At 39.0% G+C, this 22,364-nt stretch carries 15 protein-coding genes and 2 pseudogenes; 2 read left to right on the top strand and 15 right to left on the bottom strand.

Features of this window, described 5'->3' with window-relative positions; genetic code table 11:
- Positions 1-248 precede the first annotated feature (248 nt).
- Positions 249-1,865 (bottom strand): BCCT family transporter, encoded by a 1,617-nt coding sequence (locus APS80_RS00545; RefSeq protein ID WP_059106354.1) that lies wholly within the window; start codon positions 1,863-1,865, stop codon positions 249-251.
- Positions 1,866-2,400: 535 nt separating this feature from the next.
- Between APS80_RS00545 and APS80_RS00540 the strand changes: the two genes are divergently transcribed.
- Positions 2,401-3,291, top strand: a complete 891-nt coding sequence (locus tag APS80_RS00540) for a fructose bisphosphate aldolase (RefSeq protein WP_059106334.1) — start codon at positions 2,401-2,403, stop codon at positions 3,289-3,291.
- Positions 3,292-3,632: 341 nt separating this feature from the next.
- Positions 3,633-4,640 (top strand): annotated as a pseudogene (locus APS80_RS00535) (PTS sugar transporter subunit IIC).
- Between the two features lie 71 nt (positions 4,641-4,711).
- On the opposite strand, the pseudogene cls reads toward APS80_RS00535, so the two are convergent.
- The 14 genes and pseudogenes from cls to rbsK form a co-directional block, all read right to left on the bottom strand.
- Positions 4,712-6,197: pseudogene (gene cls / locus APS80_RS00530) on the bottom strand (cardiolipin synthase).
- A gap of 380 nt (positions 6,198-6,577) precedes the next feature.
- The gene (locus APS80_RS00525) at positions 6,578-8,221 is read right to left on the bottom strand and encodes an alpha-keto acid decarboxylase family protein (protein WP_059106333.1); all 1,644 of its coding nucleotides are present in this window, start codon (positions 8,219-8,221) and stop codon (positions 6,578-6,580) included.
- A 51-nt stretch (positions 8,222-8,272) separates the two neighbouring features.
- On the bottom strand, positions 8,273-9,208 hold the full coding sequence (locus APS80_RS00520) for a ketopantoate reductase family protein (protein ID WP_059106332.1): 936 nt from the start codon (positions 9,206-9,208) through the stop codon (positions 8,273-8,275).
- A gap of 340 nt (positions 9,209-9,548) precedes the next feature.
- Positions 9,549-10,016: a MarR family winged helix-turn-helix transcriptional regulator gene (locus APS80_RS00515; RefSeq protein ID WP_059106331.1), complete on the bottom strand. Its 468-nt coding sequence runs from the start codon at positions 10,014-10,016 to the stop codon at positions 9,549-9,551.
- A 168-nt stretch (positions 10,017-10,184) separates the two neighbouring features.
- The gene (locus APS80_RS00510) at positions 10,185-12,077 is read right to left on the bottom strand and encodes a glucosaminidase domain-containing protein (protein WP_059106330.1); all 1,893 of its coding nucleotides are present in this window, start codon (positions 12,075-12,077) and stop codon (positions 10,185-10,187) included.
- A gap of 136 nt (positions 12,078-12,213) precedes the next feature.
- Entirely contained in the window at positions 12,214-12,942 is a 729-nt protein-coding gene (gene srtB / locus APS80_RS00505) for a class B sortase (protein ID WP_059106329.1), read from the bottom strand.
- Complete coding sequence (locus APS80_RS00500; RefSeq protein ID WP_059106328.1) at positions 12,936-13,715, bottom strand: ABC transporter ATP-binding protein; 780 nt, start codon at positions 13,713-13,715, stop codon at positions 12,936-12,938. The genes srtB and APS80_RS00500 overlap by 7 nt, the downstream gene beginning before the upstream one ends.
- Positions 13,696-14,670 carry a FecCD family ABC transporter permease gene (locus APS80_RS00495; protein ID WP_059106327.1) on the bottom strand — a complete coding sequence of 325 codons (975 nt, stop codon included), beginning with the start codon at positions 14,668-14,670 and terminating at the stop codon, positions 13,696-13,698. The genes APS80_RS00500 and APS80_RS00495 overlap by 20 nt, the downstream gene beginning before the upstream one ends.
- 10 nt (positions 14,671-14,680) lie before the next feature.
- Positions 14,681-15,580: a heme ABC transporter substrate-binding protein IsdE gene (gene isdE / locus APS80_RS00490; RefSeq protein ID WP_059106326.1), complete on the bottom strand. Its 900-nt coding sequence runs from the start codon at positions 15,578-15,580 to the stop codon at positions 14,681-14,683.
- Positions 15,577-16,620 (bottom strand): NEAT domain-containing protein, encoded by a 1,044-nt coding sequence (locus APS80_RS00485; RefSeq protein ID WP_059106325.1) that lies wholly within the window; start codon positions 16,618-16,620, stop codon positions 15,577-15,579. The genes isdE and APS80_RS00485 overlap by 4 nt, the downstream gene beginning before the upstream one ends.
- 11 nt (positions 16,621-16,631) lie before the next feature.
- On the bottom strand, positions 16,632-17,654 hold the full coding sequence (locus APS80_RS00480; RefSeq protein WP_059106324.1) for an NEAT domain-containing protein: 1,023 nt from the start codon (positions 17,652-17,654) through the stop codon (positions 16,632-16,634).
- Positions 17,655-18,353, bottom strand: a complete 699-nt coding sequence (gene isdC, locus APS80_RS00475) for a heme uptake protein IsdC (RefSeq protein ID WP_059106323.1) — start codon at positions 18,351-18,353, stop codon at positions 17,655-17,657.
- A gap of 267 nt (positions 18,354-18,620) precedes the next feature.
- Entirely contained in the window at positions 18,621-21,194 is a 2,574-nt protein-coding gene (locus APS80_RS00470; RefSeq protein WP_232234372.1) for a CDP-glycerol glycerophosphotransferase family protein, read from the bottom strand.
- A 214-nt stretch (positions 21,195-21,408) separates the two neighbouring features.
- Positions 21,409-22,320 carry a ribokinase gene (gene rbsK / locus APS80_RS00465; RefSeq protein WP_059106322.1) on the bottom strand — a complete coding sequence of 304 codons (912 nt, stop codon included), beginning with the start codon at positions 22,318-22,320 and terminating at the stop codon, positions 21,409-21,411.
- Positions 22,321-22,364 lie beyond the last annotated feature (44 nt).

Here is a 22,364-nt window from a genome sequence, read left to right as displayed (position 1 = left end):
AAATATCTAACACAATTTACATGAAACTCATCATTCTATCATTCGGATTTGATGACACGTTACCCACTTATGATGTTTGCTTTTCAAAGTGGATTACAATTGTTATCTGTAACAAGCATTCTATGATAAGTCAAACAATGACAAATCTATGTGATAAAAGGTAAACCTGAGCGTGAATGGATTTCATTTTCCAAAAAAAACGACGAAACCTCAAATATTATAAGGTTTCGCCGTCAAATCATATCGCGTTATAAATTATCATCGTGTTCTTCGTCGTCATGACTTTCACGAACTTGGACAATCCGTAACGACCGTCGTTCTATATCTTTATACTTATCGGCTCGCCGTTGTAGTTTAAGCCGGTCGCCCGACAAGGTTTGTAAGAACGATATCATCATGATGACGAATATGACTATCAGAGGCACACTCGCCAGTAATGATGCTGTTTTCAGTACGTCTAGGGCTTGGTCCCCACCTACTAACATAAGTGAGAATGGTAATAAACATAATGCGAAAGCCCAGAATAAACGGTTCGCTCTTAATGGTTCACCGAGCACTTTGTTTTGTGTAGCTGCGGCTAAGATATAAGAACCTGAGTCGAATGTTGTTGCCAAGAATAAGAATGCTGAAATTAAGAATAATATAATGATAAATGTTGGTGCAGGTAATTGGTGCATAACCTCGATGATAGTTGCTTCAGTACTATGACTGTTTAAGAAATTGATCACGTCGAATTGACCAGTCAATTGTAAGTAAACTGCATAGTTACCAAAGATACCGAAGAATAATACGCAACCTAATGTACCGTACACGATCGTACCAAGGATGACTTCTTTTAATGTACGACCTTTAGAAATACGAGCGATAAAGAGTCCGATAAATGGTGCGTAAACAATCCACCATGACCAGTAGAAGATTGTCCAGTCTTGTGGGAAGCCTGTTTTTTCACGACCACCGATACCGCCAAATGGTTCTAACCATGAAGCCATTTGGAAGAAGTTTTTCAACATGTTACCGAAGCCTGTTACCGTCGTTTCCATAATAAATACTGTAGGACCGACAACGAATACAAAAATAAGTAAGAAGAATGATAACCAAACGTTGACGTCACTTAATTTTTGAATCCCTTTTTTCAATCCTGTGTATGAACTAATTGCGAAAATAACTGTAATTGTTAAAAGAATCGCACTGCGCATGACCATGTTATCGGCATCTAAACCAGTTAAGCGTTCGATACCTGAAGAAATTAATGGTACACCAAGTGCTAATGATGTTGCGGCACCGCCGAGTAAACCGAAGATGAATAAAACGTCAACGATTTTACCGAGCAATTTGTCGGTTTGACCTTTGAGGATTGGTCGGCAAGCTTGACTGATTTTATAAACCGGTTGTTTTTTAACGAAAACTAAATATGCGATCGGTAAGGCAGGTAATACGTAGATTGCCCATGCGATAGGTCCCCAGTGGAACATACCATACATGGTTGCAAGGTCTAACGCTTCATCTGTCATACCATCTGCACCGAGTGGCGGCACTTGATAGTAGAATGCCCATTCGATGACACCCCAGTATAAAATATCTGAACCGATACCAGCACAGAAAAGCATTGAAGCCCAACTGAAGTCATTGAATTCAGGGCGATCAGTGGATTTACCAAGTGTAACTTTACCGTATTTACCAAAAGCTATGTATAATACGAAAGCAAGAATAACTAATCCTAAGAGTAAGTACACTGCACCGATCGAGTTAGATATCATATCATTAAGACCAGTAATGACATCTTCACTCGCTTTAGGGAAGACCATCATCGGTATTACAGCCATAAGTAATATAATGACGGATCCTATAAAGGTCGGCCAGTCCATGATTTTACTTTTCTTATTCACTTATCAGCACCCCTTATAGAAAATATGTAACTATAAAACTATTAATAGTTTTATATATGGTCTTTACAAACATAAAGGGTAACTAATAATTAGAATTCTTGCAAATTGGCTTCATAAAATATAGATATTTATAATGAATATTTATATATTAAATTGTTATATAAAAGTGGGTCAGAATGATCAAAAGTATTGTTAATTTTATATTTAATGAATTTTAGTAAATTAAACCTAAGTGATTTTTGCATCTATATACACAATATATGCATTTAAATTTATTTATGTTTTTTGATGAGGCGTCGTAATCATTTCTACTATTTTATGAAATTGCATGTTCTTTGATTGGTTATATAATTTTTAGATTTAGCGGCCTTTTATTTATGTTTTTTAAGCTGCAAAATGCGCATGCTTATGCGGTTCATACAAAAATTCAAAATATTAAGGGAAAGCAGTTGCGTTATGCTCTCATTTTTATCATACTGTAGGTAAATAGGAAACAGAGGAGTGAAAGTAAGAAATGAATAAAGAACAATTCGACAAAATTAAAAACGGCAAAGGATTCATTGCTGCATTAGACCAAAGCGGCGGTAGTACACCTAAAGCGTTAGCTGATTACGGCGTTGCTGAAGATCAATATAGCAACGATGATGAAATGTTTACCCTCGTACACGAAATGCGTACACGCATCGTAACATCACCATCATTTAATGGCGATAAAATCCTTGGTGCGATTCTTTTCGAACAAACAATGGATCGCGAAGTAGAAGGTAAACATACTGGTGACTACTTAGCTGATAAAGGCATCGTTCCTTTCTTAAAAGTAGATAAAGGTTTAGCTGAACAACAAGACGGTGTTCAATTAATGAAACCTATTTCTGACTTAGATACATTATTATCTCGCGCAAACGATCATAAAATCTTCGGTACAAAAATGCGTTCTAATATCTTAGAATTCAATAAAGAAGGTATCGATCAAGTTGTGCATCAACAATTTGTGATCGCTAAAGAAATCATCGCTAAAGATTTAGTTCCAATCATTGAACCTGAAGTTAACATTCACAGCGAACAAAAAGAAGAAATCGAAGCTTATTTAGCTGAAGCAATCAAAAAAGAATTAGATCAATTAGATGAGGATCAATATGTCATGTTGAAATTATCTATTCCAACTAAAGCAAATCAATACAACGAATTAATCAACCACCCTAACGTGGTACGTGTCGTTGCATTATCTGGTGGTTACAGCAGAGAAGATGCGAACAAATTACTTAAATCGAACGACGGCTTAATCGCAAGCTTCTCTCGTGCGTTAATCAATGATTTAAACGTCGATCAATCAGAAGAAGAATTCAATCAAGTCTTAGCAGATACAATTGATTCTATCTACGATGCTTCAGTCAATAAAAATTAATTTTACACATCGCATCCTATAACTTGATACAATATAGAGTGGAACAGACTCCTGGTTTACTCGCTAGTGGTTCTGTTCCACTTTTTTGTTTTAAGATAATTTGTGAAGTTGAAAAAACATCTTCGTACCCATTTTTAAGAAATAGGTACGAATGTCCCCCTATTTATTAATAAGGTTATATCTTTATCGCACTCCATTTTAATCACTTTCATAAGGAGATGCACAACGTTTTTTGAAAGTTGTTTTAAAATTGTGAAAAACTGTTTTGTAACTTTACACGGGTAGTGTTATACTTATATCAATTTATTTATTAAATCTAAACTTTGGGGTGGTTAATTAAAATGGTTAAATATTTAAATAGATGGTTCATAGAGGCACTGAGTTACATGACCTTTGGGCTATTCGGCTCACTGATCATCGGCCTTATTCTTGAAACCATTGGAAATCAAACACTGATACCACAACTGAACCTCAGCTTTTTAGCAGATATCGGTGAAGTTGCGGGTAGTTTAACAGGAGCAGCGATTGGGGTTGCCATAGCACATGGTCTGGGCGCTAAGCCGCTCGTCATTTATTCCTGTGCCATCGTAGGGACATTAGGTTTTGACACATTTGGTGGTGGCGCAGTCGGAGCATACATAGCAACCCTTGTCATCGTAGAATTAAGTCAGTTTTATGCAGGCAAAACAAAAATCGACATCATTGTCGCGCCTATGGCAACAATTATCGGTGGCGGTGCGATCGCATTGCTTTTCGGTCCAATCTTAAACAGTCTCATGACTGCACTTGGTGGCATCATTAATGCCGCGACAGACCAACAACCTTTCATCATGGGTATCATCGTCGCAGTTATCTTTGGTCTTGCACTAACAGCACCAATCTCTAGTGCAGCCCTCGCATTAATGTTAGATTTAAGTGGTTTAGCAGCCGGTGCCGCAGCAATTGGCTGTTGTTCACAAATGGTCGGCTTTGCGGTTAACAGTTATAAAGATAACGGTTGGAGTTCACTCATTTCTGTCGGTATTGGCACAAGCATGTTGCAAGTTCCGAATATCTTAAAACATCCGTTAATCTTAGTGCCGCCAACTTTGGCTAGTGCCATCATCGCACCGATTATGACGACACTCTTCCCTATGACGAATAACGCTGCAGGTGCAGGTATGGGTACGAGTGGTTTTGTTGGTCAAATTATGACAATCAAAGTGATGGGCGGTACGTTAGATACTTGAATCCTCATCGCAATTTTCCATGTGATCTTACCAGCAGTCGTTAGCTTCTTGTTATATAAAATCATGTTCCATCAAAACTGGATTAAAGCAGGCGACCATCAATTAGATATTGTCGATTAATAGATAAAACAAAACCAGCGGCGCTGATTGAGCGTACCGCTGGTTTTTTATGTTTAAAATATGTTTTTTCATTAAAGTAATGGTGAGATGAGTTTCGCAATTGCCTCTTTGAATTTAATCCAGTTAGAACGATTTTCGTAACGTTCTTCTGTAAGTTGTGTACTTTTCTTAATGTCGTTATCGAAGGCTTCACTCAATTGGCGCGCGAGTTTTTCATTATAAACGAAGGCATTGATTTCAAAGTTGAGTTCGAAGCTACGTAAATCCATACTAGCAGAACCAACACTCGCAACTTCATTATCAATGACCATGGTTTTAGAATGAAGAAATCCATTATCATATGTATATACTTTGATACCATCCTTGATGAGTTGTGCCACGCTATCCCATGTTGCCCAGTAAACTAACGGATGGTCCGGTTTACAAGGAATCATAATTGTCACATCAACACCCGCTTTAGCAACAATACGTAATGCATTAATGAAACCGCGGTCTGGAATAAAGTATGGACTATGAATACGGATAGATTCTTTCGCACTCATGATCAGTTTCATGTAACCAAATTCAATTTGATGCCATGTTTCATCAGGTGCACTTAACGCAATTTGCATTGCGACGTCACCATCATCATGTGGATTCGGTGGGAAGTATTTTTTATTGAATTCAAGTTGTTCTCGATCTGCTTGAGAGTTCCAATCTTGAATAAAGCTAAGTTGTAATGCATCCACACCATCACCGCGAACGCGTAAATGCGTATCTCTCCAATAACCCATTTTTTTCGTTGAGACCAAGATAGTCATCACCGATATTAAAGCCACCGACGTAACCAATCTTACCATCGACGACTAAAATCTTACGGTGGTTTCGGTTATTAATACGGAAGTTAATGAGTGGAATCTTAGAATCAAAGAATGCTTCAACTTGTCCGCCTAATTCTTTTAAGCGATCAAAGGTATGTTTCTTCACACTTTTCGTACCGACAGAATCGTAAAGTACTTTAACTTCTAATCCTTCTTGTGCTTTTTGTTCTAAAATTTCTCTTACCTCAGTACCTAAGCCATCCATTTCAAATTTGCAATACTCTAGATGGATGTAGTCTTTGGCGTTACGTAAGTCTTCTTTAAATTGATCATATAAATCATGACCATCTGTATAAAGGTCGACTTTATTTGTTTCAGTTAAGAATGACATTTGATCGTGCAGCAACATCTGAACGATATCGCTATGTTTACTCACGATGTCATTTTTAGTCGTAAATTCATCATTTTTATAATTTTCAAGTTGTTCATCCACCCTATCCAGGGCGTCTTCGATTGCCTCTCCGGAGACTTGTTTTTTACGTCTCATTCTGAGTGCACGGCCGACAAACATATATAAAATAAAACCAAAGATTGGCATGACAAAGAGTAATAGTAACCATGCCCATGTTGCTGTAGCGTCTCGGCGATCACGGTCTAAAAATACGATGACCGCTGCTAAAAAGATATTCAATACTAAGAAACAGATTAAAACAATTCTGTAAACCAGACTAATACCTGGGTCAAACACGATATGCATTGGCTCACCTCTTCATAAATATGGTCCTGACTTAAGCTGCTTGAGATGCGAAAAGTATGTATCTATGTGGTGCATCTTCAGTTGAACTTAAGGTGTGTATACACATTCAGTACCCATTTTGGGCATATGTACAATCATTATTATAGAGAACTCTTTCCCCTTGTACAATGTTATGAACATCATAATGAATAAATTTATCTTTTTATATTAAAAATGAGAATTTTATCCACTTTTTGATCTTAACAATTAATATGTTCATTATGATTCAAGGAGTATGAAGAAAGAAGTATCCAGTAAAATGTCAAAAGCGCGGCAAAATGCCGATTAAAAGAGAGAAAGCAGTCTCCGGCTAGACAACCCGAAGACTGCTTGAAAGTCTATTATTTATTTTGATTAGCGAATGATTTAGCGATTTTATTTAATTTAGCGGGTGCATCATCTTTCGTCATTTTCACTTCGACAAAGTGCATGTGTGATGCATCATCGTTTATTGTATCCATAGCTGTTTTAAGATCTTGGCTTGTTTGAACGTCATGTACTTTCACTGTATCTTTTCCACCGAAGACAGCAGGTAACATTTGATAGTCCCACATACTGATATCGTTGTACGGTTTTTTCTCACCGTGGATTTTACGTTCAACAGTATAACCATCATTGTTAATGACGAAGAGTACAGGTTTGATATCTTGGCGAATCATTGTCGCAATAGATTGTACTGTAAGTTGTAATGATCCTTCGCCGATGAGTAACACGCTACGACGTGATGGATCAGCGATTTGCGTACCGAGTGTTGCAGGTAATGTATAACCGATAGAGCCCCATAGTGCTTGGCCGATAAATTTATTATTCGCAGATAAGGTTAAATCATAACCGCCAAAGAATGAAGTACCTTGGTCAGCGATAATGACATCATTCGGTTGAATAAATTGTTGCATCAACTTGAAGTATGTTTGTTGCGTTAATGGTTCATCGTTGATTTCATAATCATCGTCGTAAGCCGCTTTGTGGTCTGGGAATGATACATCAGCCACATAATCGATATCGAGTAAACCTTGTAATAAATCAGGAAGCGCAATTTCGTCACTGACGCGATCTCCGAGTTTAAAGTTGCGGTGATTTAAATTCACAACGTTTGCATCATCAAACTGATATGAGAATCCTGCTGTTGCAGAGTCTGTTAATTTTGCACCGATGAGTAAAATCAAGTCTGAACCATCGACATATTGTCTTAAATCATCTTCTGCTACTTCACCATCATAGACGCCCATGTAGTACTCGCTTTCTTCGTTAAAAGCACTTTTACCTAATGATAATTGGGCTACAGGAAGATGTGTTTTCTCTACAAATTGTTCTAACTGTTCATGTAAACCAAAGCTATTAATTTCGTGACCTGTTAAAATGACAGGTTGTTTCGCTTGTTCTAATTGTTGTTGAACTGCTGAAACATAGTCGCTGACATCTTCAGTTTGTGCTTCAGGTAATTGATAAGGCGCATCGACTTCGATTTCTGTCGTAGCCGTATCAATCGGTAAATGCATGTGTACCGGACGTTTTTCTGCAAGTGCAGCATTGATTAAACGTGGAATTTCAGTCGTTGCATTTTCCGGCGTAATATAACCTTGTGCAGCTGTGATATATTTAAACATGTTTCTGTAATCGTCGAAAGTACCTTCACCAAGTGAATGGTGCACATATTTTCCAGCGCTTTCTAATGCTGTGGTTGGCGCACCTGTAATTGCTAATACTGGTACACGTTCTGCATAAGAACCTGCGATCCCATTCACAGCACTTAATTCACCTACGCCAAATGTAGTCACTAATGTTGAGAGACCTTTCATGCGTGCATAACCATCTGCAGCATAACTTGCGTTGAGTTCGTTCGTGTTACCTACCCATTCCACATCTGGATGTGCCACGATGTCATCTAAAAAAGCTAAGTTGAAATCACCAGGCACACCAAAAATCTTTTCTACACCTGCTGTACTGATACAGTCCATTAAATAAGTTCCAATACGCTTTTTCATGTGTTCATTCCGCCTTTTTAAATTGATTTATAGTAACATATATCTTTAAGTTTAATCGACGTGGGATAATTCTAATTGATGTACAAGATGTGTTAACAGTTTGTTGTTCGGTGTTTCAATACCGAGTTCGTCACCGTATTTTGCAATTTGCCCGTTTAAATAATCCACTTCCGTATAACGTCCACTATATAAGTCTTGATGCATCGAAGGATAATGTAAGCCTTGTGTCTCCTCAGGGTATGTGGCTTCGATCTTGTCGATTAAAGCATCTTCACTTAACTGAACGTCACGTGCAGCAGCGACCGCGACGATTTCTTTAATAATCGGTTTAATCATGTCAAGCGTTGCTTCATATTCTGCAAATGCACCAATGCGCTTATTAAGAATGGTACATAACGGATTTACCACACTATTCAATGTCGCTTTCGACCAAACAGATTGGAAGACATCTTCACTAATCGTCGAATTGAGTCCTGCATCATTGAAGATATCGTTAATAGCAGAAGTTCGTGCATCCGCTTCTCCATCTGCGCGTTGCAATTCAATACCACCAGTGCCTTCTAACAATAACTGTCCAGGCCCTCTTAAACCTGCAGTCCAAACTGTGACGGCTAGGAAGATTTGTGACATCGGTATCACTTGCGAGAACCGCTCGTGGTGTCCTAAACCGTTCATCATCGTTAGTACTGCTGTATCCGGTTTAATCGCATCATACCGTTTCAAGTCTTGTAACATCTCGACAGATTGCATGGCTTTCGTAAGGATAATGATTAAATCATACTGTGTGTCGATTTCATGAGGATGAATGGCTTTGATATCTAATTGATATGTGTCATCTTCTGTTTGTATTTCAACCCCATGTTGTTGAATTTGGGCTACGTGTTCATCCCAATAATCAATCAATGTAACATCGTAACCAGCTTGTTTAATCATCGTGCCAATGCGACCGCCCATCGCGCCTGCACCTGCAACTGCAATTTTCTCCATAGAATCACCCTTTGTCTGATAGAGAGGTTGAGCTAAATGTCGCGCTCGGCCTCTCTTAAAATGCGAGTTCATTTACACTACGAATATAATGAATATGTTCAAAATAAACTCAGTTCATTATATTTTGCTTACGAAGACAAAAGATACGCTATCGCATTTTGACTTCGCTTCTTTCTTTATCATAAGTGCCACTACTAAAAAGGTCAATGTGTTTGACCGATATGTGTGCAAGCATGTGAAACGCTTACAACTACGTCTATTTTACCACCCTGTGTCTATATAACAAAGTAATCACACTGGTTAGCGCACCAGTACTAAGAGGAGGCCACCCTTTATTCATTCAATCATTATTCTGGTGTGCTTGCATATGTTTTAAATGTTTAACTTCGCGAAATCCAGGGCGACGTTCCGCAAAGGCTTCCATGATCGCATACCAATCATGTCCCACGTCTTGTTGGATCTGTTGAAATAAATCATTCTGTGCTTTATTTAATGTTCTCACTAATTGTTGTCCTTGTTCAGTCACGTACAACTGCTTCACGCGTTTATCATCGACCGCTTGTTTTTCTACGACAAGCCCTTCTTCTTTTAGTTTACGCAAAGTCGCATGACTCCCTTGTTTTGAGATTTCTAAACTTTTGAGTAAGTTTTTAATCGTAATCCCCGGTACTTTATCAATAAAGAAGAGAAAGCGATGGTGTTGACGACTCAAACCATATTGTTCGATGATTTCATCAGCTGTGTTGATAAATGTTTTATAGGCAAAATAAAACAGTAAATGTTCGTAATCACTATTATTTGATGACATAGCTTCCCATCCTTCATCTCATGTATACTACTGATAAACATAGCACACTTCTTAGAGAAAGTGTAAACTCAGTTCACTACACGCTCAACCGTTGAAGGAATTATATACCGTTGTTTTAATTACGAAAAACGCGATAAGATGATTGATTTCTTACCGCGTTGAATGAATTTATGATGCACGTTCAGGACTAATATAACTTAATTGTTGTGCGTCTGCTTTAGAAATGACACGTTGCGAAATCACACCTAAGCCTTTCACATTAGATTCTGAAATGACGATAGACCCATCCGCTTTTACTTCTTCCACAAAAGCGACGTGACCATATTTACTATCCGAATGAAGTTGACCTGGTTCAAATGAAACGGCTGTATGCGCTTTTGGTGTATGAGACACCGTATAACCTTTCACTAAAGCGTTATGAGCCCAGTCCCCGCCATTACCCATCACAGTATCTACATGTAAATCAAATTGTTGTAAACGATTATAGACATACCATGTACATTGACCGTAAGGATAAAACGCTGTAGCACTTGGCGCAACTTCTTCGAACGGGAGATAATCTCCGTTTTCAACTGGAGCCGTATGTGACAATACTTTATTGATCTTAGGCATCTTCTTATGATCGAGCGCATCTAGATGGTAATGTTCAATAATGCTGTTTAACTTTTTATCGTAATCTGGATCCGTCGCATATTTGCCTGTTAATGCACGTGTCGCATGGTGATGGGTTACACCTGGAATCTTCCAAGTGTCTTGATAAATATTAGGATTGCCATCAATCCCTTTCTTCATGAGCTGTGCATAATCCTCAAGAGATGCCTTGTGGTTTGGATATTGTTTAAAGCCAGCATTGATACTATACAATGCGCCATTCTCATCCGCTTCAAGCGTATCAAAATGAGCCGTTTGCCCTTGATATGCCCCCTTAACCCCAAATAAATTATGGTATGGATTTTGGGCAAGTTCACTCTGTCCAGAATTGGACTCCAGAATCGCTTGTGCAATAATCACAGAAGCATAAAGTTCTTGTTGTTGACCGATATAATGCGCATCCTTTGCGACTTTCTTAATGAATTTGCGCGTCGCTTCGCTATCGACGACTTGATATGAATCAGATTCATCTGCTGCGTCGGTTAAATTCGGTTGTTGGAAGACCATCGTACTGCGTTGTGTCGTTTGAGACTCTGTATCGGTTGGATCAACGCTTTGAACAGGATGATGCTGTTCGTCTTCTGTCGATGGTAACTGTTCATTTGCCTGATGTTGATGGGATAATCGTGGTGCTTCAGTAACCTCTGGCATGTCGTCTTCACGTGAACTCTGTAACTTTCTGATCAACACTTCGTCGTTTGGACCTGCTTGATTGTATGTGCTCGAGTGCGCTGGCAAGTCACTTTCATATGCTGCAGCGGTTTTAATTTTATTGATCAACACCTCATCTGAAGGCGTACTTGATGCCTCAGAAACTGCTTCACCGCCCTGGGATGTTGACTCAGATTGAGAGACTTGTGCTGAAGAAGGTTGTGCCTTAGATGACGTTTGTGCCTTTATCATCTTATGTATCAGTTCTGCGTCACTCGGTGGTTGAGATGTTGACTCACTATGACCTGATACTAACGATGCAGTGTCAGATTGCGCGTCATTTTCACGTGTTGTCGGTTCAGAATTTGATGTCACTGATGTATCATTTATTGCTTCAGTGAACGTTCCATGATATGCCACTTCGGCTATCTCAGGAATAGGAACTTCATCCTCTGTAACGACTTCATCTTGTTGTTGAGTCTTTGAAGATTGTGTAGTTCCACCTGAGTGTACAGTTTCGTTTGATGCGTTTTTATCATTTTTAGTGGCAAATGGTTCTAATGCTTCCAAAGTTGAACCAACCGTGACATTAGCTTCATCGGTTGATGATGAATTCGTATCGGCTTGTTCCTCGTTGATTGTCTCACGAAGGAGATTCGCTGCATCATTGGTCACGGCATGTGCAGTAAATGGCGAACTCACAATTTGTGATACTAAGGTTGTGGATAATAAACAGACAGCTACTTTGTTGACTTTCACTTAGCATTCCTCCCCATATTTTAAAATCATTAGACGTGATGCAAATGTCAGTATCTTTGTTGTTGAATAACAATGTGTTTCACATATATGGGCTATTGTGGTCTAGCCATGCTGTGTCCCCTTCGCTATTCAATTTTTAGTGCGCTTCTACGAGTTTCGCTACGACGACGATACGTCCCGAAGTCGAGCGATATGCATCTTCACACGTAGAAAGTGTCACAATCTTATCGTTTTTATCTACAGTTGTATTCGTGTTGATTTGAGATTTTTTCATCGTTTGTTTTAAAAATTCGTCATAGGCTGCTTCGCTTTCAAAATCCGTTTGAATGTAATTATCTTCAGTCGTCGTTTGATAAGCGCTCAGCACTTCGAGTTGATATTTGCCATATTTTGTATCGTATTGAAGGGTAGGATGTTGATCATAAAACGATTGGTCTAAATATTTTTCTACCGTATCAAACATGCTGCCATCCCCTACATGATGTCCATAAATCACAGTATTAAGACTTGGATGCTGAACATCATTGCGATAATCCAAGAATACGCTTCCTTTTCTACTCTCCTCGTGTTCAAAATCTGCATGGAGATATTCTTTGTTATCTTCCCCTTGTAAAATCGGATAGTTCAACTGAGTGCCTGGTAAATTAATCCATCCAATGATGTCTTCGTTATGTTGTTCAAGTTGTTCAAATTGTGGCCGAACCTCTTTCGTACCTGTTTGTACGGTGGTGTATTTGCGTTGTAATTCGGTGTAACGTGCTTCTGCTTTCTTATCTTGTTGATACGTAGCAAACATTTTATAACCAGACCAAACAATGACCGCAATTAATAATATTTGGCATATTCTAATAAACGTTTTCAACATCTTCTATCACCCCTCTTTCTACATATCATCGTGCCACATGCCTCATCATGAAAAATTTTCGCATCAATATGATACATCTCTTTGATCAATACCGTAGTAATGACATCCTTGGGTGCACCTTGTGCTAATACACGTCCGGGTGCTAAACAGATCAGTTCATCACTATATTCGATGGCTTGGTTGATATCATGTAATACCATCACCACCGTCAGTTGATAGGTGTGTTGTAACTCTTTCACGATATCTAACACTTGATACTGATAATGCAAATCTAAATAAGTCGTTGGCTCATCTAACAGTAAGTATTCTGGCTCTTGTGCCAGTGCTACGCCGAGATGTACACGTTGACGTTCTCCACCTGATAATGCTTTGACGGGTTCATTTTCAAAAGCTTGTAAATTTAACTGTTCAATCACTTGAGACACCACTTCATCTTTATTGGTATCTTTAGCGAATAACCCTTGATAACTGTAACGTCCCGTTTCAATCATTTGTCTGACAGTAAAATCATCTGGTGTTTGGCTTTGTTGATGAACGGTCACTAAACGTTGCGCTAACTGTTTTTGACTAAAGTCATTCAATGATTGTTCATTTAAATAAACGACGCCATGTTGTGGTGTTAAGTTATAGGAAAGCAATTGTAGTAATGTTGATTTTCCACAACCGTTCGGACCGATAATTGTTGTAATCGCATTAGACTGCAATGAAAGATTCAAATTTTCAAATATAGGTCGAGTAGCACGGTACTGAAAATTAACTTGCTCTGTGCGCATGCGATAACGCTCCTTTACAAATCATATAGATTAATAATGGTCCTCCAATCATCATCGTAAAGACATTCGCAGGTATTTCGAGTGGCGGATGAATCGTACGTCCAAGGGTATCTGCTGCTAGTACAAGCAACGCTCCACTTAACACAGAATACGGTAAGACGCGTTTATAATTACCACCGACCCACCGTCGTATGACATGGGGGACAATCAATCCGACGAATGCCATTTGCCCGACGATAGCTGTCGCACTACTTGCGAGAAAGACTGCGATCAGCCCCACAATGAACCGATAAAGCGTGATGTTAAAGCCAATGTTATTCGCCTGTTTATCATCTAAGGCGAGTAAATTCACCTTTTGCATAAAAAAGAGTGCGATCCCTATGCCGATGACTGCAGTCGTTACGATAATGTAAACGTCATTCCATGTCTTCATCGTTAAACCTTGTGATATTTTGAGAAATGGGTCTTGCTCAAACAATGCCAATGCACCATTTAAAATAGAATAGAGCGCTACGCCGACGAGAATCATACGTGCAGATGATAAGTGATACTGTTTCATCAATAAATACAAAATCCCGAAAGGCACTAACCCACCAATAAAGCTGAAGATAGGAATATAGAAAAATAACCCGGGTAATAGCATCATGATGATACTGCGCATAAGGAGTGCACCTGCTGACACACCGATAATATTCGCTTCTGCAAGTGGATTTCTGAATACAGCTTGCAACAATGCGCCGGAAACAGCTAACATCGCACCTACACCTAAGGCAATAAATATACGTGGTAGTCTTAAATCGATGATTGCGTCGATACTTGGCTCATGCCCTGTGGTGATCTTAGTCATGACTTGGTGAAATTGCAGCGGAATCTTATCGACGATAAACGCGATGTAAATCGTTACCGTTAGTAAGATGATTAACACAATTAGACTAACTTTTGGATATTGCTTCATCGTGACCTCTTTACTGTTGATATTCTTTATAGAATAAAGTATAAAGTTGCTGCATCGCATCAGGTGCATCTACATTTGCAGTGATGCCAAATGGGATTTCTTCTAAGTCATAGACATGATCATTTTGCACCGCGTTAAAATGTTTCCAAATATCGTTCTCTTTGAATTCTTTTTGGAACATTTTCTTCACTTCTTCCGGCATACCATGTGGTAAGCGTAAGATGATATCCGGGTTTGTGTTAACTAAATTCTCAGTATTAGAAGAAATATACTGTTTCGACGTGTCTTTAATGACGTTTTCTCCACCGGCAATCTTCACTAAGTCCCCAATATAAGAATTGTCTGTTGCGACTAAATAACTTCCTGGGACACCCATCAAGATTAATACTTTAGGATGGTAAGACTGTTCAGATGCTTTCGTTTCAATGTCTTTTTTCACATCATTAATATGCTGATTTAACGCTTTCGCTTGATCTTCTCGATTAAATTGCTCTCCTAAACGGGTAATCGATTTTTCCATACCGTCAATGCTATCGTAATCATAATATTCACCTTTCATGCCTAATTGTTTATAGAAAGGTTTCATCTCTTCTTTAATCGTATCGACACTTAAGACATGCGTCGGGTTCACTTGTTTCACCGCTTCTACACTTGGTGCCATCGGTTGACCGACTTCAGGCACATCATCGTAACGTTTCGGCAATGTTTTATAAGATGTAGGCTTACCAACAATCGGTAGGTCTAACTTATCGAGTGTCATCGTCAACGCGACAGTAGTCGGAACGATACGGAATTTCTTTCCTTCCGCATCGACATTTTCTGTCTCTGCTTTATCCTTAGACGAGTCATTGCTACAAGCTGAGAGCACGAGTAACAGGATAGCTAAAAAGGTAATGAGTTTTAATTTCACTTGCTTTCTCCACGCTTTCTATTAATGAAGTAAGTGGCGATCAAGCCGATGATCGAAACCGCAAGTAATATGCCAAAGATGATATAATCCTTCAGATGTTCATTTTCTTTATCTGTTTTAGCTTGGTTGCTATCCGTGCTATAAGCATGATCTGCATCTCGGTTAAATGCTGGGTTCGCTTTCGATTGATCTGCGCCTTGTTGTTCTGTTGTTGCTTGTTGAGATGATGGTGAATGTGATGCTGTCGAGTCTGACGGTCGTGTTGCTGATGACGATGTCGTCCCCGCTCCTGTTGATATATCTGGGTTCGCTGATGTCGGTTGGCTCACGTTATCGTTACTTTGTGACGCTTTTGACGGAGCGAACTGTGTTGAATGATTGTTCGATGATGATGGTTGGGTTGTTTCATTACGTGTTGCAGATTCAGGTTGTACTGTTTGGGATTTTGAACGTTGCTCTGATGTTGCAGAATCATTGGTGTTTGCTTCAGGTGTCTTAGGTTGTTCTGCTGGCTGATTGGATGTTGTCGAAACTGTTTCGTCCTCACTTCCTGACGTTCCAATGTGCTGTTCTGAGTCGTTCACTGTTGACTGTTCTGTCGATGAACCTGCTGAAGATGGGGCTTCAGTCTTTGAACCAGAAGCCTCTTGTTCAGAACTATCTGTAGCGGTTCCACCGTCAGATGCTAGTGCTGGAATCGGCGTACTAAATTCAATGTGCGTCGTTACTTGTTTTTTAAAATCAAGATCTGGTATCTGTAAATGTCCTTTTAATAGGAGTTCCTTCATTCCTGCTTTCACAGGCACGCCAATCGTCACGGTATCTTTTTGATCGTCACGCTCGATTTCACGCGTATTCAGTTTACGTTTTCCATCATAAAGGTCATATGACTTCCACTGTGATGCGTGTTTCAGCGTCAACTGTAGTTCATATTGTTTGTTGTTTAAGACGATGCGAGCAGGATGGGTCATATAATCATTAAGCGGAGAATGTTGTTTACGATCTTCTGTCTTCACAACGTATTTAATCTGTTTTGACACTGTTTTCGATTTTACAGGTACATTCGAAGTTTGATGTGGCGATAACGCATGTCCCGGTGCAGCAGGCTTGACCGCATCTTCTCCTTTATTCGGCTTAGTCCCAGCTGTCCTGGAATTTCCACTTCATCTTGCTCTTGCTGTTGATCTTGCTCATTCTTTCCGCCCTGTTCATCCTTTTTACTATCTTCGGCTTCAGAAGATTCGGAATGATGATCGTGATTATGTGTCTCATCCGTTGTATCTTCTGTCACGCCTGGGTCTGCTGGTTGGTCTAATTGAACATGAGGTGTGAGTTCAATCACAGTTTGATACGTCTCATTGTACGCGAGTTCTGGTATTTCAATACGTACCTCGGAGTTTATTGATGTTGTCTTTTCAGAAATAGGAATTCTGAGTGTCGTTTCATCCTTATCTTGATCACGACTCACCTCTTGGACATCTAATTTTTGCGCTCCGTTGAAAAATGCGTAAGACTTCCACTTTGATGCATGGGTTAATACCATTTCAAAATAAAGCTGATCATTCACAGTCACGCGCTTGCCTGGGTGTTTCACGTATTGGTCCATGATTGAAGCCTGGTGACTCTCAGCTCGTCTCACATAAAAACGCACACGTTCTGACTTAGCTTCGGTCGAGGACATAGACGGTACTTGTGCTTGACCCGGTATTTCTATTTGGTTGTGTTGAAACTTCTCGTTTTCCTTGTCTAATTGTTGTGATGTTTGTTCATCACTATTATCTTCTTTCGCATCCGCTTCAGTTGTCGTTTCTTGGACCTGTCCTACTTCGTTCTGTTCAACTTCCGTGAATGATTGAGCGTCTGTTGCTGGCTCATTTTCAGATGAAGCAGAAGAAAGCGTATCAGAGGCCTGAGTGCTATTCACCGCTGTCTGTGCTTCATTAAAAGCCGATGAAACACCTTCTTTTTCATCGGCTCTTACAACATTCATAAAGCCATGATTGAATGGTGAATAGCTTGAAACTGTCGACAGGACTAAAGACGTTGCCAATACAGTTTTCAAGCTCTGATTCATCTAGTTGTTCCCTCTTTTCACGCGTCTCGTAATAGAAATGCTTAACACTAATAACACTAAAGCGACAACAGGAATTAAATACATGTAAATCGGTGTCCCTGCATTCGTTTGTGGGTTTTCAACTGAAGTTGTTGAAGTAGATGTTTTATCTGAATTATCTGACATCAAACCATCTTTAGTTGAGTCCGTTGTATCTGAACCTGTACCGCCATTTTCAGATTTCGTAATGCCTGCTGTTTCATCTTTACTATCACTACCATTTGCTGCACCTTTTAAAAGGTATGTAATATTGTAGTGATGATCGTATTTAAACGGTTTACCATTGACTTCTTCATCGATATAAACAGAGATTTTACCGTCTACTTTTCCAGAAGTTTTGCTAATAGGAAATTCGATTGTACGCTCATCTTTCCCTTTGTCTTCATTGATGATTTGTCCTTGATTGCCTTCAATACTCATATCTGTAATCCAGTGACTATGGTTAACTGTGATTTGAATGTGTTGCTTGCCGTCTTTATCAATCAACTTCGCTGGCTTGTTAAAATAATCATTCGCTATTGACACATCTTCTGTATTATATTTCAAAATCTCATAATCAAGATCCTTTGAATCTGCAGCAGATGCTGATTGTGTGTAACCACCTAAAACAATGCCTACTACAATTAATAAAGCGCTTACAATTTTAGTGAAATTCGCCATCTCTACATCGTCCTCCTCGTGTTATGTCTTTGCTGAAAAATGTTACTTTGCAATCTTTATTTTAATTGATAACGATTATCGGTGTCAACACTATATATTATTATTGTTTTAAAGTTATATATTTTTCATTTAAAGTACAATTCCTTAAATAGAATAATGAATAAACCTTTAATTTTACAAACATGCATCCCTCCATTTTCACATAAAAAATGCCTCAAAGTGATAGACAGCACTTAGCTCATGCCTATACTTTGAAGCAAGTTTAAATTAAAGTTGTTTAAGTTTATAACAAATCGCTTCATACACACGTTCACAATTATGATGATCGACTTGATCGAAAATGAGGTCCAATGGTTGATCTTCGCGTGCTTTCTGTTGTTTAAGCACGGACTCAATTTGATTGATCAATCCTTTTTGATTATAAGCAATTTTACCAATGAACGTCTCTTCCACAGGACGTAAAATACCCTTTCTAAAGAAGCGTTCCACATCAAAATGATAGAATAGTACCGGTTTATGCATATATGAAAAATCAAAGCTAACACTGCTGTAATCTGTAATTAAAATATCATGATCGATTAATAACGATTGCACCGTTTGTTCCCCTAACTCGACATAATTCACAAGGCTTTCACTCTCTGCTAAGTATTCTTTGAAAAAGGCTTGCGCTCTGTAATGTGGGTAGAAGTTTATTTCAACATGATATTTTTCGCTTAAAGCTGCTAAGTCAGGATCATTTAGTAAACTTAAGTAGTTGTTCAAATAGTCACTATGACTGAACGCATAATCACTGTTCAACCAATCCCGCCATGTTGGCATGATTAAAATTTTAGTGATATCGTCAGCGGGTTCAAGTGGCAAACGATCGAAGCGTGGTAAACCTGTCACTGCCACATCTTCTGATGCATAGCCTAAACGGTCAATCACGACATCATCCTTTTCAGCCTGACTTGAAACATGAACTAAATGGAAAGGTAGGTCATAATTCGCTTTGTCATATTCAACATATTTACGACCCATCACACCATGTTGAAGGAAAATACGCACACAGTCTTCGTAACCAAAGAAACCACGAGCTGTTTTGTACGGTAAGATATTTTCCAAATCGTGCGTAGATACGAGCACTTTTGCTCGAGCTGCCACTTCAAAGTGTGACGCTGAGCCAAATGGAACGACGCCCTCCAGATGTTTGATATGTGCGTAATCTTTAGCCTCGGCATCGATAACGTAATATGCTTCAATATCGGTATGTTGTTTTAACCAATAAAATAATTGAATCCCATTATCTTGGGCTGTATCGGTACGCTCACCAATCAACCAGACGTTCGGATCTTTCACTCCTGTTGTCAGTGTATGATATTGAGCATCTGTAAGTTCAAACGACTCAAATTTAATGTTCTTAAATGGTGTTAACGTCAACATGTAATAAGCACGTTTACCTTCTCGTTCAAGCGCTTTATAAGTTAAGTAATTATCTTTTTTGTAGTCCCCAAGTTTAAACTTGATCTTATCTTTTCGAATTATGGTCTCTCCATCATAGATTGTAATGAAGATATCAATGATATTTTTAGGTGATGATTTTAACGTTTCGAGTTCATTGTAAGGTATCGTTATATCCTGTTCCCCACGTGTAATGGGTATTTCATAACGTTGTTGTGACGCACGCTCTTCAAACGTAAAATAAGATTGATAGCGGTCATATATCGAATGCGGTTGATAAAAAATGTTGAGCTGCTCAGGACTCACCGCATTTACACCCATTTTCACTTTCGGTTTTTTCGCTACGAAGGTCACACTCGGACTTTTCTTCACCGTTAATTCGTAGATTTCATCTTGTACACGCATGCATGCTTTAAAATTGATACGTTGTCTACTTTTCAACATGACGTAAATATTGGTTTCAGTTGATGGGTTTTCAAATACTGCAACTAATTTTTTATTCGTAAGGTCTTCTAATGTTTCGACATCTAACTGACTATGAATGAATGCGCCCGTTACCGTTGTCGGCAGGGTTTGTATCACGCTCATATCACTATTCACTAATGCTAGATGTACTAATCTTTGGTCCGCTTCTGTCTCCGATACTTCAACTTCTGTATTCAAATGAAGTGACGTTTCGTTCACCATCGTTGTGACATTCACGTAAGACACTTCAATATGTTGAGGTTGCACAGTTAAACGTTGACCCATCCAATAATAGTTCAACATTAAATACTGAGTTGTGCTCGGTGATTGCATAATCAGTGGGTAAAGCATTTGATCGCTCACGCCATAAATCACATAGCTTTGTTTGGTGAGGAATGGCTGAATATCTTCCATTGCAACACGTTGATGCACAATCGGAACCTCTACTTGCCGTGATCGATTCATCACCACTAAAGCATCAAAGATTTGACCACTATTTGATTGAAGGAGCGCTGAATCTCCTCGTTGCTCGACTGTAACTAGTTGTACAGTTTTAGCCAGTGGATAGTCCGTTTTGTACTGATTCACATAAATACTTTGATCGACATGCATGATATAGATCGCATCACTCCACTCATGAATGTCTTTCACCTCGTGATCCATTGTCACCCATAATTTTTTACCATTGTAATAGACATCAATACGATTTGAATTCGTATTCAATGCATCAATTGGAATACGTACATCGTACAATGCGTTTGCGCGTTTTTTCTTGGTAAAAGGCACATTTTTGCCACCAATGATGAACTTTAATTTATATGCTTTAAAATCGATAAAGCGTTGTAATTTAAACTGCATGACGACCTGTTGTTGCTCAGTATAAAAGTCAAATAGTTCAAACTTTCTTCTTAATGATTGTCTTACTCTCGTTAACAACGTGACACCGCCTTTTTAAAATTAAACCTTATTATAATATGTAAATGGCCCATTTTCAATTTGTATTAAAAATATAAGTCAAAAGTTGTACTTCTAAATAAAGCAAGATATAAATTGTTTTGAGCTAGCGTAAAACGGGACACACTAAAAAAACCCAGATTCTCTACATTATAATAAGAGAACCTGAGCAAGCATCATTTATTTTAATAGGCAATTATTCGAATGTCGCGTCGTCTGTCTCCTGCTGTGTCGGAATAGAAACTTGTGCTCCCGCTTTTTGTACGGTTAAGGCAGAAGCACGATTCGCATACGTAATCGCCTCAACCAAATTCATTGATACCTCATCGAAACGACTCACAAAGGCACCGATGAACGTATCACCAGCTGCCGTAGTATCGACAGCTGTCACTTTATTTCCCGGGACATGTTGTTGTAGCGATGCAGTCGCAACATATGCACCCGCTTCACCTAACGTAACAATGACGGTTTTGATTCCTAAATCTTGAAAATAAGCAGCCGTTTTATCACAAAATTGCTTCTCCTCAAGAGACGCACCTGAAAGTAACGCCGCTTCCGTTTCATTAGGGACAATGATATCCGTTAACTTCAACAATGACTCTGGCAGCTCTTTCGCAGGGGCAGGATTCAACAATGTTGTCACGCCATAACGACGCGCGATTTCAAACGCATGTGTCACCGTTTCAATCGGAATTTCTAATTGCGCAACAATCATATCAGCATCTTTGATCGCCTCTGTCGCTTGTTCAACATCTTCAGGTGTCAGTTCCATATTCGCACCGCCATAAACATAAATCATGTTGTGACCTGCTTCATCGACCGTAATAAATGCTTGGCCTGTAGCCACATCTTCAGCTTGTGAAATATATTGAATATCCATACCGGCTTCTTTAAAATCAGTTAATTCAAAGTCGGCCAAGCCATCGTTTCCTATTTTAGAGACGAATGTGGTATTAGCACCAGCACGCGCAGTGGCAAGCGCTTGATTGGCACCTTTTCCGCCGCCATAAATCCCTTGCACGTTATCCACATGAAGCGTTTCACCTTCTTCTGCAAAACGTGTCACATTTAAAACATGGTCGACACCTGTGGATCCGACGACTACAATTTTTTCTTCATAAAAGTCACCTCATTATTACAGTAAAACTATGA

This window comes from Staphylococcus auricularis (assembly GCF_001500315.1).
Classification (GTDB): domain Bacteria; phylum Bacillota; class Bacilli; order Staphylococcales; family Staphylococcaceae; genus Staphylococcus; species Staphylococcus auricularis.
This window is presented reverse-complemented; position numbering and strand designations above follow the sequence as displayed.